The 14,574-nt window shown below is 61.1% G+C and carries 13 protein-coding genes; 8 read left to right on the forward strand and 5 right to left on the reverse strand.

Annotated features, from left to right (window positions below):
- Positions 1 to 263: 263 nt before the first annotated feature.
- On the reverse strand, positions 264 to 458 hold the full coding sequence (locus FQ755_RS24025; protein ID WP_144157518.1) for a DUF2905 domain-containing protein: 195 nt from the start codon (positions 456 to 458) through the stop codon (positions 264 to 266).
- 58 nt (positions 459 to 516) lie between these two features.
- Positions 517 to 1,707: a class I SAM-dependent methyltransferase gene (locus tag FQ755_RS24030; RefSeq protein ID WP_144157519.1), complete on the reverse strand. Its 1,191-nt coding sequence runs from the start codon at positions 1,705 to 1,707 to the stop codon at positions 517 to 519.
- 13 nt (positions 1,708 to 1,720) lie between these two features.
- On the opposite strand from FQ755_RS24030, the gene FQ755_RS24035 reads away from it, so the two are divergent.
- The 5 genes from FQ755_RS24035 (at position 1,721) to glmS (ending at position 7,525) form a co-directional block, all read left to right on the forward strand.
- A complete protein-coding gene (locus FQ755_RS24035) occupies positions 1,721 to 2,551 on the forward strand; it encodes an SDR family oxidoreductase (RefSeq protein WP_144157520.1) in 831 nt (276 codons plus the stop codon).
- Positions 2,552 to 2,649: 98 nt separating this feature from the next.
- Positions 2,650 to 3,045 carry a dihydroneopterin aldolase gene (locus FQ755_RS24040; protein WP_144157521.1) on the forward strand — a complete coding sequence of 132 codons (396 nt, stop codon included), beginning with the start codon at positions 2,650 to 2,652 and terminating at the stop codon, positions 3,043 to 3,045.
- A gap of 48 nt (positions 3,046 to 3,093) precedes the next feature.
- On the forward strand, positions 3,094 to 4,128 hold the full coding sequence (gene ttcA / locus FQ755_RS24045) for a tRNA 2-thiocytidine(32) synthetase TtcA (RefSeq protein WP_409937580.1): 1,035 nt from the start codon (positions 3,094 to 3,096) through the stop codon (positions 4,126 to 4,128).
- 154 nt (positions 4,129 to 4,282) lie between these two features.
- Positions 4,283 to 5,644 carry a bifunctional UDP-N-acetylglucosamine diphosphorylase/glucosamine-1-phosphate N-acetyltransferase GlmU gene (gene glmU, locus FQ755_RS24050; protein WP_144157522.1) on the forward strand — a complete coding sequence of 454 codons (1,362 nt, stop codon included), beginning with the start codon at positions 4,283 to 4,285 and terminating at the stop codon, positions 5,642 to 5,644.
- Between the two features lie 63 nt (positions 5,645 to 5,707).
- A complete protein-coding gene (gene glmS, locus FQ755_RS24055; protein ID WP_144157523.1) occupies positions 5,708 to 7,525 on the forward strand; it encodes a glutamine--fructose-6-phosphate transaminase (isomerizing) in 1,818 nt (605 codons plus the stop codon).
- Positions 7,526 to 7,845: 320 nt separating this feature from the next.
- Here the strand turns inward: glmS and FQ755_RS24060 are convergent, their stop codons facing one another.
- Both FQ755_RS24060 and FQ755_RS24065 read right to left on the reverse strand, forming a co-directional pair.
- Positions 7,846 to 8,142, reverse strand: coding sequence for a hypothetical protein (locus FQ755_RS24060; RefSeq protein ID WP_186308648.1), 297 nt, complete (start codon positions 8,140 to 8,142; stop codon positions 7,846 to 7,848).
- A 165-nt stretch (positions 8,143 to 8,307) separates the two neighbouring features.
- Positions 8,308 to 10,515, reverse strand: a complete 2,208-nt coding sequence (locus tag FQ755_RS24065) for a hypothetical protein (protein ID WP_144157524.1) — start codon at positions 10,513 to 10,515, stop codon at positions 8,308 to 8,310.
- 814 nt (positions 10,516 to 11,329) lie between these two features.
- Between FQ755_RS24065 and FQ755_RS24075 the strand changes: the two genes are divergently transcribed.
- Genes FQ755_RS24075 through FQ755_RS24085 form a run of 3 tightly spaced genes read left to right on the forward strand, consistent with a single transcriptional unit; the run spans position 11,330 to position 13,780 of the window.
- Positions 11,330 to 12,520, forward strand: a complete 1,191-nt coding sequence (locus tag FQ755_RS24075) for a PfkB family carbohydrate kinase (protein WP_144157526.1) — start codon at positions 11,330 to 11,332, stop codon at positions 12,518 to 12,520.
- Positions 12,517 to 13,113: a 7-cyano-7-deazaguanine synthase gene (locus FQ755_RS24080; protein WP_144157527.1), complete on the forward strand. Its 597-nt coding sequence runs from the start codon at positions 12,517 to 12,519 to the stop codon at positions 13,111 to 13,113. The genes FQ755_RS24075 and FQ755_RS24080 overlap by 4 nt, the downstream gene beginning before the upstream one ends.
- The gene (locus FQ755_RS24085; RefSeq protein ID WP_186308649.1) at positions 13,100 to 13,780 is read left to right on the forward strand and encodes a nitroreductase family protein; all 681 of its coding nucleotides are present in this window, start codon (positions 13,100 to 13,102) and stop codon (positions 13,778 to 13,780) included. Before FQ755_RS24080 ends, FQ755_RS24085 begins: the two co-directional genes overlap by 14 nt.
- Here the strand turns inward: FQ755_RS24085 and FQ755_RS24090 are convergent.
- On the reverse strand, positions 13,777 to 14,568 hold the full coding sequence (locus tag FQ755_RS24090; RefSeq protein ID WP_186308650.1) for a hypothetical protein: 792 nt from the start codon (positions 14,566 to 14,568) through the stop codon (positions 13,777 to 13,779). The genes FQ755_RS24085 and FQ755_RS24090 overlap by 4 nt on opposite strands.
- Positions 14,569 to 14,574 lie beyond the last annotated feature (6 nt).

Below are 14,574 nucleotides of genomic sequence, written 5' to 3' on the forward strand. Positions count from 1 at the left end.
GCTCATCCGGCTCAACGCCATGATGCGTGACGCCACCCCCTGGAGTCCGCCGAAATCATGATCGAATGAACCCCTGACACTTGACCTTCAATACAGTTGCTTTCTTTGCGGCGGCAAAGAAAGTAAGTGCCGCCCCGCACAGGGGCAACGCAGGCAAACCAATAACAATGCAAGGAAAGGCCAAAACCATAAGAAGCGATAACCAAAAAACCAACCCGCCGCAGGCAAAAAAAAACCGTCAGTCAGACAAACAAAAAAAACCGCTACAGTACTTTCGCCAAAACCGACAAAACCATCGACAACACCAACGTCGACATAAACGGAAACGGATACTCCTTCCCAAACATCCGCAGTGTCACATCGCCGGGCATCCGCCCAATCCCAATCTTGCGAAGCCAGGGCCAGCAGGACGACAAAATGGCCACAGCGATAAACGTCGTCAACAACCACCGGATCATCGCAAGCCTCTATCGGAAATGAACCCTAACGGAAATGAAAATCGACGCACGCACACCTTCAAAGACTGTGCGTCCGATCTCCACTCGCAAATGCATCAAGCGTCTCCTCGATGCCGCGCGAAAACGCAATGACCTTGAACAGCTCGCCCATTTCCGCCTCGGACAATAACTTCTGCACCGAATTGGCCGCCGGCAAAAATCGCTTCGTGTCCGTGGGGTCGATTTCGCCCAATACCTCGGTGATGCCCGCGTTCAACAGAAAGCGCGCCTGCGACGTATATCCCAGCAAATCTGCGCCCGTTTCCACGCCCGCCTCGGCAATGCCCGTGAATTCCACGTGCGCCGTGATGTCCTGCAAGCCCGGATAAACGAACGGATCGCTATGCGCCCGGTGCCGGTAATGGCACATCAACGTGCCCCCCGCGCGTTGCGCGTGGTAGTACTCGTGGCGCGGAAATCCATAGTCGATCAAAAGCGCCGCGCCCCGCGTCAGCATCGTGCAGATGGTGCGCGCGAAGGCCCGCGCGGCGTCGTGCGTCTCCGTGACGTAGTCGCCTTCTGCTTCGATTTCCTGTAGAAACTCCGCGTCTTCTGCGCGCGTCACCGGACGATCTTCGAAATCGAATTCGCCGCCGTCGCGCACGATTACACCGCGCTCGTGCCAGATGGCGCCGGTATGCGCGAAGAGCCGCACCGGCATCGCGTCCAGCACCTCGTTGCCGATCAGCACGCCTTCGAACTGCTCGGGCAGGGCGTCCAGCCAGCGGACGCGGGCGGCCAGCGCCGGTACGTCGGCTTCGAGGGTCGCGCGCTGGCGTTCGCGCAGTTCGCCTGACAGATCCACGATCGAGTAGGTGTCGAACTGCGCGCCCAGCGCGTCGAGCGCCTTCAGCAGGCCCGCGGCGAGTTTGCCCGTGCCGGCGCCGAATTCCATCAGGTTGCGCGTGCCGCTCGCTTCCAGCGCCTGCGCGACCGGGCGCGCCAGCGTCGCGGCGAACAGCGGCGAGAGTTCCGGCGCCGTCACGAAGTCGCTGCCGTCTTCCGGCCGGCGGCCGAATTTCACCGATCCGCCGCCGTAATAGCCCAGTCCGGGCGCGTACAGGGCACGCTCCATATAGCGGTCGAACGGCAGCCAGCCGCCCGCTTCGGCGATCTCCGCACGGATCTGCGCGGCCAGCGTTTCAGACTGCGCAAGCGCGGTCGGGCCGGGAGCAGGTAAACTGTCGGGTTGGTGCGCTTTCGGATTCATCCGCGTATTGTAAATGACCGTCCCCTCCGATACTTCCGCCGTCCACGTCCACGTCCATGCGGGCGCTGTGCCGCGCGTCGTCCTGATTACCGGCGCTGCCCGGCGGATCGGCCGCGCCCTCGCGCTCGGCTTTGCCAGTCGGGGCTGGGACGTCGCCGTCCATTACGGGAAATCGAAGCGGGAAGCGGACGGGGTGGTCGAGGAAATCGTCGCGCTCGGCCGCCGGGCGGTCGCGCTGCGGGCGGATCTGGCCGTCGAGGCCGAGGTGGCCCGGCTCGTGCCGGAGTGCATGGCGGCCTTGGGCCGGCCGGTGTGTATCGTCAACAATGCGTCCCAGTTCGACGAAGATACGGCACAGAACGCCGGCTACGGGCATCTGTTGAGTCATATGGCCACGAACGTCGGCGCGCCGCTGGTGCTGGCGCGTATGCTATATGAGGCCACGCCCGAGGCCGCGCGCAGCGACGAATCGCTGCGTGCCGTGGTCATCAACCTGCTGGACCAGAAGCTGTACAACATGAATCCGGATTACCTGTCCTACACGCTGTCCAAGGCGGCGTTGCAGACAGCCACCGTCGCGCTCGCCCAGGCGCTGGCGCCGAAGCTGCGCGTGGTGGGCCTCGCGCCCGGTCTGACGCTGCAATCGGGCAATCAGACGCCGCAAGGCTTCGCCGAGGCGCATCGCGTCACGCCGCTCGGACGCGCGTCGCGGCCCGAGGACATCGTCGCCGCCGCGCTTTATCTGGCCGAGGCGATGGGCGTGACAGGCACGACGCTAGTGGTCGACGGCGGACAGCACCTGGTGCCGTCGCCGCGCGACGTGATGTTTTTGACGGGCGCCTGAATGTATGTCAATGCGCGCGGCCTGGCGGTTGAGGGCCGTTGCCTGGCGTTGAAGCGCCCCCTTGCGTGCCTCGCACGCCTTTTTTGACTGGAACGACCATGTTTGCCGCTCTTTCGCACCCCCGGCTAGCCGATTGCCGCCGGCTTTTTCTGCGCAACTACGAAGTGCACATCAACATCGGCGTGCACGACTTCGAAAAGCGCGGCGAGCAGCGCGTCGTGATCAACGTCGAACTGTATGTGCCGCTCGCGCTCTCGACGCCCGTCGAAGACAAGCTGCGCGAAGTGGTCGACTACGACTTCATGCGCGCCACCATTGCGCGCCGTGTCGAGCGCGGCCACATCCATCTGCAGGAAACGCTCTGCGACGACCTGTTGACGGCCTTGCTGGCGCATCCGAACGTGCGCGCGGCGCGCGTGTCGACGGAAAAGCCGGACGTGTACCCGGACTGCGATGCGGTCGGCGTCGAAGTCTTCCGCATCAAGGAGGATTGAGCCATGAACGCACCGGAGATTCTGAGCGCCGAGGCCCAGCAGGCTGCCATGGCCGACCAGGCGGGCGCGGCGGACAGCGCGGCAACGGCGGTGAAAGCAGCACCTGCGGCTGCGATCGCAGGAGCACCGGCGGCAGCCGCCGCCGAACGCCCTGCCAAGCCCGCGCTCACGCGCCGCGAGCAGAAAGAGGCATACGAGAACAACAAGCTGTTCAAGCGGCTGGCGCGCCTCGTCGGCCAGGCGATTGGCGATTTCAACATGATCGAGGAAGGCGACAAGGTGATGGTGTGCCTGTCCGGCGGCAAGGACAGCTACGCCATGCTCGACGTGCTGATGCGCCTGCGCGAACGCGCGCCGATTCACTTCGACATCGTCGCGGTAAATCTCGACCAGAAGCAGCCGGGCTTTCCGGAGCACGTGCTGCCGGAATACCTGAAGCAGCTGGATATCCCGTTTCACATCGAGAATCAGGACACCTACAGCATCGTCAAGCGGCTGGTGCCGGAGGGCAAGACCACCTGCTCGCTGTGTTCGCGGCTGCGGCGCGGCATCCTGTACCGGGTGGCGGGCGAACTCGGCGCGACCAAGATCGCGCTTGGCCATCACCGTGACGACATCCTGCAGACACTGCTGCTGAACCTGTTCTACGGCGGCAAGCTGAAGGGCATGCCGCCCAAGCTGCAATCGGATGACGGCAAGAACATCGTGATCCGGCCGCTCGCTTATGTGAAGGAAACCGATCTGGAAAAATACGCGGAGTTACGCGAATTTCCGATCATTCCGTGCAACCTGTGCGGCAGCCAGCCCAATCTGAAGCGCGCGGAAATGAAGGCGCTGATCCGCGACTGGGACAAGCGTTTCCCGGGCCGCGTCGAGAACATGTTCAACGCGCTGTCGAATATCGTGCCGTCGCATCTGATGGATCACAAGCTGTTCCCGTTCGCCGGTTTGCGCGCGACGGGCGAGGCCGATCCGCAAGGCGATATCGCCTTCGACGAAGAACCGTGCTCGACCGATTCCAGCGAGGGCCTGACGCTCAACGGTTCGAAGCCGATTTCGATCGTGCAGTTCGACGATCTGTGAAGCCGGACAAATTTCAATGTTTTTCTTGAGCATCCGCGCGCAAACCCTGTGACTACGGGGTTCTGCGCCGGCGACACGCGCCCGCACGGCCGCTTTTCCGGGATGAGGCGCATGTTAGAATTATCGGCTCCAAACTCGTCTTTTCGCCGACGCCATGAACATCGTTATTTTGGCGGCAGGCACCGGTAAGCGCATGCGTTCCGCGCTGCCCAAGGTGCTGCATCCCGTGGCTGGCCGGCCGCTCCTGTCTCACGTCATCCAGACCGCTCGCACGCTCGATCCAACCCGTCTCGTGGTGGTGGTGGGCCACGGCGGCGAAGCCGTGCGCGCGGCGGTGGCCGCGCCCGATGTGCTGTTCGCCACGCAGGAGCAGCAGCTCGGCACGGGGCATGCGGTGCAGCAGGCTTTGCCGTTGCTCGATCCCACGGTGCCTACGCTGGTGCTGTACGGCGACGTGCCGCTCACGCGCGCCAGCACGCTCAGGCGTCTGGTCGACAGCGCCGCGGAAGGTTGTTACGGCATCCTTACCGTGACGCTCGACGATCCGTCGGGCTATGGGCGCATCGTGCGCGATCAGACCGGCTGCGTGGTACGCATCGTCGAGCAGAAAGACGCCACGCCGGAGCAGTTGCGCATTGCCGAGATCAACACCGGCATCGTCGTGACGCCCACGGCTCAACTCGGCATGTGGCTCGCCTCGCTGAAGAACGACAACGCGCAAGGCGAGTTCTACTTGACCGACGTGGTCGAACGCGCCATCGAAGCCGGTTTCGAAGTGGTTTCGGCGCAACCGGACGAAGAGTGGGAAACACTCGGCGTCAACAGCAAGCAGCAACTGGCCGAACTGGAACGGATTCACCAGCACAATGTCGCCGAGGCGCTGCTGGTGGAAGGCGTGACGCTGGCCGATCCGGCGCGTATCGACGTGCGCGGCACGCTCGAATGCGGGCGCGACGTCTCGATCGACGTGAACTGCGTGTTCGAAGGCCACGTGACGCTTGCCGATAACGTGAGCATCGGACCGAACTGCGTGATCCGCGATGCGAAGATTGGCGCGGGTTCGCGTGTGGAGGCGTTCACCCATATCGAAGGCGCCGAGATCGGCGCGAACGTGGGGCTTGGTCCCTATGCGCGGCTGCGTCCCGGCGCGTCGCTGCAGGACGAGTCGCATGTCGGCAATTTCGTCGAAGTGAAGAATGCCGTGCTCGGCCATGGCTCGAAGGCGGGCCATCTCACCTACATCGGCGACGCGGATATCGGCGCGCGGGTGAACATCGGCGCGGGCACCATCACCTGTAATTACGACGGCGCGAACAAGCACCGCACGGTCATCGAAGACGATGTGTTTGTCGGCTCGGACACGCAGTTCGTCGCGCCGGTGCGCGTCGGGCGCGGCGTGACGATTGCCGCGGGCACGACGGTCTGGAAAGACGTCGCGGATAACGTGCTCGTGCTGAACGACAAGACCCAGACGAGCAAGACGGGCTTCGTTCGGCCGGCCAGGAAAAAAAGCTGAAGGGCAACCGGCGCGCGGCCCATGCGCGCCCTGAAACCAAACCCCTGCTAAGGACCCATCTCTATGTGCGGCATTGTTGGCGCGGTAGCGCAACGTAATATCGTTTCCGTCCTGGTCGAAGGACTGCGTCGCCTCGAATATCGCGGCTACGATTCATGCGGCGTGGCCGTGCTGGCCAACGGCGAACCGCGGCGCGCGCGCAGCGTGGCGCGGGTGGCGGATCTGGACGACCAGGTGCGCGAAACCCGTCTCGAAGGCGTGACGGGGATTGCCCACACGCGCTGGGCGACGCACGGCGCGCCGGTCACGGACAACGCCCACCCCATCTTCTCGAGCAATGCGCTGGCGCTGGTTCACAACGGCATCATCGAAAATTACGAATCGCTGCGCGAAATGCTGCGTGGCAAGGGCTACGAGTTCGTCTCGCAGACCGATACGGAAGTGATCGCGCACCTGGTGCATAGCCTGTATCAAGGCGACCTGTTCGCGGCGGTGCGGGCCGCGGTTCAGCAACTGCACGGTGCGTATGCGATTGCCGTGTTGCATAAGGACCAGCCGCATACGGTGGTGGGCGCGCGGCAAGGTTCGCCGCTGGTGGTCGGCCTCGGCAGCGGTGAAAACTTCCTGGCTTCGGACGCACTGGCGCTGGCGGGCAGCACCGAACGCTTCATCTTCCTCGAAGAAGGGGATGTGTGCGAGCTGACGCTGGAAGGTGTGCGCGTCGCCGACCGCGAAGGCCGCGCGGCCAGGCGCGAAGTGCGTCACGTGGCGGCGTATGGGGGGGCGGTCGAACTGGGACCGTATCGTCACTTCATGCAGAAGGAAATTTTCGAGCAGCCGCGCGCGATCAGCGACACGATTCCGCAAGCCGAAAGATTCGACGCCGCGCTGTTCGGTGAAGGTGCCGACAAGGTGTTTGCCGGCATCGACAGCCTGCTGATTCTCGCTTGCGGCACGAGCTATTACTCCGGACTGACGGCGAAGTATTGGCTCGAATCGATTGCCAAAATTCCGACCCAGGTCGAGATTGCCAGCGAGTATCGCTACCGCGAGTCCGTGCCGAATCCGAAGGCGCTGGTGGTGGTGATCTCTCAGTCGGGCGAGACGGCCGACACGCTGGCGGCGTTGAAGCACGCGCAATCGCTGGGGCATCAGCATACTCTGGCCATCTGCAACGTCGGTACGAGCGCGATGGTGCGGCAGACGGCGTTGTCGTTCCTGACGCACGCGGGCACCGAAATCGGCGTGGCGTCGACCAAGGCGTTTACGACGCAACTGGTCGCGCTGTTCACGCTCGCGGCGACGCTCGGCAAACTGCGCGGCCACGTGAGCGCGACGCAGGAAGCGGATTACATCAGGCAGTTGCGCCACTTGCCGGCGGCGCTCAATAGCGTGCTGGCGCTGGAGCCGCAGATCATTGCGTGGTCCGAAGAGTTTTCACGCAAGGAAAACGCGCTGTTCCTCGGGCGCGGTTTGCATTACCCCATCGCGCTGGAAGGCGCCTTGAAGCTCAAGGAAATTTCGTACATCCACGCTGAGGCTTATCCGGCGGGCGAACTGAAGCATGGGCCGCTGGCGCTCGTGACCGAAGCCATGCCGGTGGTGACGGTGGCGCCGAACGACGCATTGCTCGAGAAGCTGAAGTCGAATATCCAGGAAGTGCGCGCGCGCGGCGGTCAGTTGTACGTGTTCGCGGATGCGGATACGAAGATCGTCAACGACGAAGGCCTGCATGTGATCCGGATGCCGGAGCATTACGGCTTGCTGTCGCCGATCCTGCACGTGGTGCCGCTGCAGTTGCTGGCGTATCACACGGCGTGTGCGCGTGGTACGGATGTGGACAAGCCGCGGAATCTGGCGAAGTCGGTGACGGTGGAGTGATGAAGAGGGCTGGTGGGGGCTTTTGTGTCCTTGAGAAAAAGAAACGTTTCTCGTCTGGGGGTTAAAACCGTTTCGCGAGGGGGGTGGGTCTCCTCGCTAATCACCGTGGCATAAGGCGGAAACGCTTCTAGTTGATGTGCTTGGGACACCAACTTTTCAGGCCAAATTCACCCCCCACCTATCGCCAGATTTTTGGTGCCAGACTCGCCTGTTGTAGGTGGGCATCCGTGCCTAGCTTCGGCGCCGACCTCAGTCGGCGCTGGTTCCCTTGACCCGGTGCCGCGTCACCGTCTGTCACTCCACCTCGTCGAACGCGTTCGTCATGCGGCACTCCGCAACGCACGAACCTTCATGATGATGTCGTTGGGGAGCCAGTACTGCGCAATTGGGTAGGCGCGCTCGGGATAACGAACCAAGGTAGCTTCCACCGGCCAGCCGAGGTACTTCAGTTGCTTGATGTATGCGGCGAGGCGCCACCGGTTCGTGCCGAACGCGGGTTGGGTCAGGCGCTCGCCGGTCAGTAGCCTCGCCAGTGCCTCAGCCGGTAACGTGTTGCTGGCGGGCCAGGTGGGCCTGAAGGCGGGCCGTGCTAGTAGTTCAAACTGGGTGGGTTGCATCGTCTCGTTCCTTTCCGCAAAGTGCGGTTCGTTGATTGACGATGCGAAGAATCGGTGCGCAAGCACCACTTGCGACAAGCGGTTCCAGCAAGCCCATATGGCATAAGGCTCCGCCAGTGATTGCGCAAGGCCTCGCGGTGCGAACGCAAGGGGGGTGCGGTAACTCTATGTCCGCTTTTTACGAGGTAGCGTGGTCCTGTTAAAGGGGTCGTTCGGGTTGGTCGCCGCGCGTCCTGCCTGCGATTTTTCCTTTACCAGTTGACCGACACGCTGGCGCGAAATGCCCAGCTCTTCTCCCGCTTTTGTCTTGTTTCCGTTGTGCTTATCGAGTACCGCAATAGCGCGCTGCCGATATTGTTCTGGTGTCTCTTGAATCGAGGCTGCAGTCGGCGTGGCTTTCCTGGCTGCGGGCGAAGGGAATCGAAACATGATGCGCGGCTCGTTCTTCTCGAGCCATGTGTTCAGGTCGTCCCAATGAGCTTCCTCATAAAACGGGCGAGCGCACCTGCCGTTCGTGTATTCATACCGTGCCCGCTCGCCTGGACCGTGCACAGGAAGCTCTCGACGTTCGGCAGCCCCACACAATTTCGCTTCCAACGCCTCGAATCGTTCGCCAGTTCCGGCAATCGCTTTCGCTGCTTCGCGGAGAGTGTAGCGGCCTGCGGCCTGCTTTTCGGCCTCTTGCATCGCGAAGATTTGTTGCAATTGGCTATCGGTAAGCCAATCAGGAAGCCTGTCGAAGTTGCCGAGTGCCCATCGCACAGCACGGGCAGGTTCGATACGCCAGATGCCACCGTAGACCGCCTCTCCATAACCAGCGCTCGGGTTTCGCTCCGCAGGGAGCTGGCCGGACTGAATCGCAGCGCTGATTCGAGTTCGAGTGTCCTCGCGTTCGGCTTCGGGCGCGATATCGTCGACGTCGGCGTATTTGGGCACACCCAAGCAAAGCGCCAACAACTCTTGCTCATTCCAATATTGAGCATCCAGAAACCGCCGACGGTCATCTGCGGAAAAAGCATTTGTTGTTGGAGTGCCATAGGCTACGTTCGCCTTGACGTTTCTGACGTTTTCCTCGACCGCCCTGAGCCACGAAGTGTCGATATTTTTGGTCTTGCACCACGCAATGAAATCCATGGGCCGCACTCTTATCGGCGGATTCTCGCGACTGCGCCAGAGTTCCAGAACCCATCGTGCCTGATGGAACGGGTCTTGAGTGCCGATAATGAAACAGTTATCCAGGCCCATTGCTCCTTTCGAAGGTATCTCGTCGCAGGGGATATGTGCCTGGATACCGGAAACCAGAAGCGCAGCGGTTTCCGGCGTCCACGTCTCGAACTCCAGATACTTGCTGAGAGTCGTCAGTTGAAGCAACTCTTCGCTGAATCCGTCGCCGGCGAACAGGTTCGCAGGCTGGCGGCGCTCCCAGAGCGTAACCTGCTCCTGTATCAACTCCGACCTCTGGGCTAGTTCCCGCTGCATTTCGTCTTCGTATCGTTCCCAATCCTCGCGTCGAACGGTTATTCGGTCGAGCTCGCGCCAATCGGTGTCGACTCGAGCATTGGCTGCGGTAGGCACAAAACCGGACACAAAGTCGAAATCCGTGCCTGGTGGCCATTCCACCCATAGTCTGCGGCCATACACAGACTGAACGAGTTCAGCGAGCTTATGGCGCGTCTCGTTGGTTGGCCTGTCGTCAGTGGCGTTCTGTCCGGTGTGGAGGCAGGCTAAGTCCCACAACGACAGCTTGAGGAGCTTTGGCGGAAAGACAAACGGGCTTTCCTGTTCCGTCTGTTGCCTCCTGGCCAGTTGCGGCGCGGCAGACGCCATATCTCGGTTAGAGGTCGTTCGTACAGCAATCGTGAATTGCGCCACGTATCGGGTTAGCTCCTCGACTGATACCTGGGAGTTCGGCTGATACTCATCGGTAGGTAAACGCGTGTGAGGTGCGACCACCTTCAGAGCACCATTGCGAACAGCAGACACGATGGCTTTCCGATGCTCTCGTTCGGCATCGAAGCGAAGAATGGTCGAGGTTAATTCTGGGTTGTTCCAGCAAACATCCAGAATCCAGTCAAGTTCCGCGTTGTTCGCCATTTCCAGATAGGGTTGAACCTCATCTGAAGTGGGATGGTCAGGCAGGCGGGGCATATCGGCCCATATGCGGTCCAGCACCTTCCTGTCGTCGTCATCAATCGGCCAGCCGTTCCACCTGGCAGTTTCACCGGTTGAGCCTGGCCCTGCGAACTTGATGAAGTACGACACTGTCAACTGCTGTCCTGCCGTATCGGGATGCAGGGCTTGCGCGATGAGTTCTGGAATGTCGGCAGTCGCAACGTATTCGGTGGCTGCCGACAGGACAATCTCGTTTGCCATGTGCGCCCTTCACGCGCCAACCTTCAGGGATGGGAGCCCCCGCCAGCCGGGGAAGGTACCCGGCGTTCGGCCCGTCGGCCTGGAAGGGAGCAGGATGATTCTACTTTGCCTCGCAATGCACTTCACTTTGACGGTTAAATTTCTCCATCCACGGGCACGCGGCGCAGCAGTTGAGAAACTTGTGGGAGGAGCCATGACTAGTATGTGCGCGTGCAGTATGTCACACGCTGATGCGCGAATCCGGGCTAAATAGAGTTTCTCAGGCTAGACTTGTTTTAAAGAAGGTTTCCTCCATTCTGCCTGGTTTAGATACTTTCGAGCAATATGAAATGAAGTACACTCGATGCACGACTTGAATAAGTAATTCACCGCAATGAACGTACGGGTAAACGTACGTCGATAGTCCAGAAGCTTATCCCATTGAGAGAGGGGGCGGAATGTCAGGAAGCGGCGGGGGCGGTGGGGATTGGCGGCCGGTACAGAAGGCACCGGTTCAGGAGCCGGTGAAAAAGGGAGCAGGCGATGGTGGCGGTGCCGGAGTGCCGGTGGACCCATGCGCTATCAGTGAAAGGACTACCCTCAATTCAGTGAATCGAGCAATACTCACGGCCGTCCGGGGTGGCGATTTACTTGATGTGGTTTATGAAGCGGGCCCACCGCAGCGGCTCGTAGCACAAGCGAATGGAAGTATCGTCGGGTCGATTACGGGGCCCTCCATGCTGCAGTTCATCCAGTGCATGCTCAATGGCCGACAGTACGTCGCTGAGGTAATTGGCATTCAGGGCGGCACCTGTCAGGTATTGGTACGCCCCAAATGAGCGAAATTGCCATCGTTGGCGGGGTCTACCACGAAAGGTGCATCTGGCCCGAGTGGGACCACATTTACGGCTCCGGTGGTCGGGCGGCGGCAGCGCTCAGGAGCCATGTCGAACGGGTAACGCTGCACACGTATGTTCGAGAGGACGTGGGCGTCGCGTTCAAACCCTACGCCAGTAATTATGGTTTTGATGTGGTGACTGCGGAAACGAAGGATGCTCTTTCCTTCGAATACGTGCATTGCATGTCGAGCCCGGTGATTCGTCCACCGCTTGCCCGTATTCATCGTCGGCCCCCGATAGCGGTATCGGCCGAGGCGGTCTTACGCTTCGGGATGCTGGAAGGTTGCGGGAAAGTTGACTCCGAATGGTGCGTCTACGACCCGCAGTCGGCATTCAGTCCCGAACCATTCGAACAGAACGGCAGTAAGGCCGCACATCTCGCGGTCGTTGCCAATCGCAGCGAAATCCTGGCCATGACTGGTGGTGATGAACCGACGGTGGCTGCACAAAAGCTCATTGAGAAGGGAGCCGAAGTCGTTGTCGTCAAGTCCGGGCCAGCCGGTGCCTATGTGATAACCCGGGAGGGTCAGTCTCACATTCCGGCCTATCGAAGCAATGGGGTTTGGACCATTGGTTCCGGCGATGTGTTTGCGGCCATTTTTGCGGCAAGGTGGGCTGTGCATCGTGAGAGCCCGGAGCGAGCAGCCGAGCTTGCGTCGCGGGCAGTGTCCAGTTACGCGGAAACAATGGGGCTGCCGTCCCCGTTGCCGGATAGCCTGTTGCAGGCGCAACTCGTGCCTGCTTCGACGGTCCCTGGCAGAGTCTATCTCGCAAGTCCTTTCTTCAATCTGGGACAGCGCTGGCTGGTCGATGAAGCCCGTCGTTGCCTGACCGAACTCGGTCTCGAAGTCTTCTCTCCGGTTCACGACGTGGGTCCTGGTCGCGCTCATGACATTGGGCCGGCCGACATTGACGCTCTCAAGTCGTGTGACAGGGTGTTTGCAATCCTGGATGGTGTGGATACGGGTACCGTGTTTGAGGTTGGTTATGCGAGCTCCCTCGGGGTGCCTGTCTACGCCCTGGCACAGTCGGTAGCTGAAGAAAATCTCAAGATGATTGTCGGCACCGGCAGCCAGGTGTTCACGGATTTCGTCACCGCACTGCATTACACGGCGTGGAAAGCATGAGAACGGCACTGCTGCTTTCCGGAGGGATGGACTCCATTGCAATTGCGTACTGGAAGCGTCCGGACATAGGAGTCACAATTGCATACGGTCAGCGTGCGGCGGACGCTGAAACACGCGCGGCGGCGGCTGTGTGCGATACGCTCGGTATCGAGCACCATGTGATTACCGCTGACCTGAGCGCACTCGGCAGCGGAGACATGGCCGGAATAGCGCCGGCGACGCTCGCTCCGGTTTCCGAATGGTGGCCTTTTCGCAACCAGATGCTCGTCACGCTCGCGGCGATGAAGATGGTCGCTTTGAACGTCAGCACGCTGATGATTGGCACGTTGCGTACCGATGGCGCGCATGCAGATGGAACACCTCATTTCATCGAGGCGATGGACCGGCTTCTTGTCTGCCAGGAAGGTGCAATCCGACTGGAGGCACCTGCTATCTCGCTCAGTGCTGCCGAACTCATCAAGACTTCAACCGTCCCGCCTGACGTACTAGCGTGGGCACACTCGTGCCATGTGGCGAATGAGGCATGCGGGTTGTGTCGCGGCTGCCGGAAGCATTACGAAACCCTCCAGGAGCTTGGGCTTGACCCGTATTGATGACCCTGTGCCGAGGTCGGATGACGGCGCGTGTGTAGCGTACCGGTGGCCCGTCGAACACAGGGAATCGTTCAAGACACTTCAGTCCCCGCCAGAAAAGTCTTTTCTTGAAGTCTTTGAAGGACGGCGCTCGACGCGTCAGCTAGGTTATGCGTCGCTCGATACAATCCTCAGTGCCCTGCACTTCGCGCTGTCAGCCCGGTTCCGGAAGGAAGGCGACGCGCTCAATCGAAGTCAACGCCCGTCTCTCTCAGCAGGAGCGTTGCACCCGATTTCGGTGATGCTCTTTACTGACTCGCGCGTGCTGAGACTCGACACTGATGCGTTCGCGCTCGAGCAACTCGTCTTTCCCGAGGACGCACGCGACGCCTGGGTGTCCAGGTGCAGGCGCGTGCTGCCAGACGCTAATGGCACTTTCCTCGTTCTGGTCGCTGATATGGCAAGACCCGAGGCCGCCTACGTCAACAGCGAATCGCTGGTCTGGCGAGACGCAGGCGCAATGCTCCAGACCCTCGCGCTAACGGCTGAACTTTTTGGGCTCGGCTTCTGTCCGCTCGGCATCCTTGGCAACGACGTGGTCTCAGTGTTACCGTCAAGCGGGCAGCTGCTGGCCGTCGGGTCGGCGGTCGTGGGGGTGCCTGCACAGAGCGTCGGCAGCAGTTCCTAATGGACGCTGGCGTGCCCGGCGAAGAGTTCAAGCTGCTCATCAGCTCCGGCGCGGTCCTTTCTCAGAATTGGCGAAAGGCGCCGCATGTGGTCCCACATCAGGCCATCTAGCGTTGCCGCGGACACTTGAATGGCGCGCGCAAAGCTGACGAAGCGTGCCTCAAGCTTCCGGTAGTGTGTGTCGGGCTCCCAGTCTTCCGGGAAGAGCCCCAAGTGTCGTCCCACCCGTAGGATATGGATGTCGATAATCGCGACCTCACTAAGCGGACGCATGTTGCGAACAATCCACGACGCAGTCTTCAGTCCGATACCCGGCAGCTCGTTCAGACTGTCCCTGAAGGCGATGTCGTCTTCAGACGGCGTGAACCCGGACAGTCGCGTGAGGCAGCCGCTCAGATAGCGGGCTTTCTGTCTGGCGAACCGGTATTTGCGCGCGCGCCCCTGGAAAATGAAAGGCTCGGCCAACGCTTCCTCCAGCTCAATTGCACTCACGCCGGGGCGCAACAGTTCGCGTTCACGCACACGAGCGTAGGCGGCCAGTGCTAGTTCCGCCGGCATGCCCCAGCCTCCAAGCAGGCACGCGGCGACTTCCTCAATCAGAGACCTGCCAAGACGGAAATCGCGGAACGTTCCGATTTCCGTGTGCTGCCATGCCTGCCCTCGCCAATACGCCGGGGTCATCAGCTCGTCGAACGCGCCCCACTGAATGCCGGGTAGCACTTCATCGGTGACAGGCGGTAGGGTCAGTTCGCGAGTTTCACCCGCGATGTAGGCGTACATTGTCTGCATGGTCGT

The sequence above is a fragment of the Paraburkholderia sp. BCC1885 genome, from assembly GCF_900996235.1.
In the GTDB taxonomy this organism is placed as follows: domain Bacteria; phylum Pseudomonadota; class Gammaproteobacteria; order Burkholderiales; family Burkholderiaceae; genus Paraburkholderia.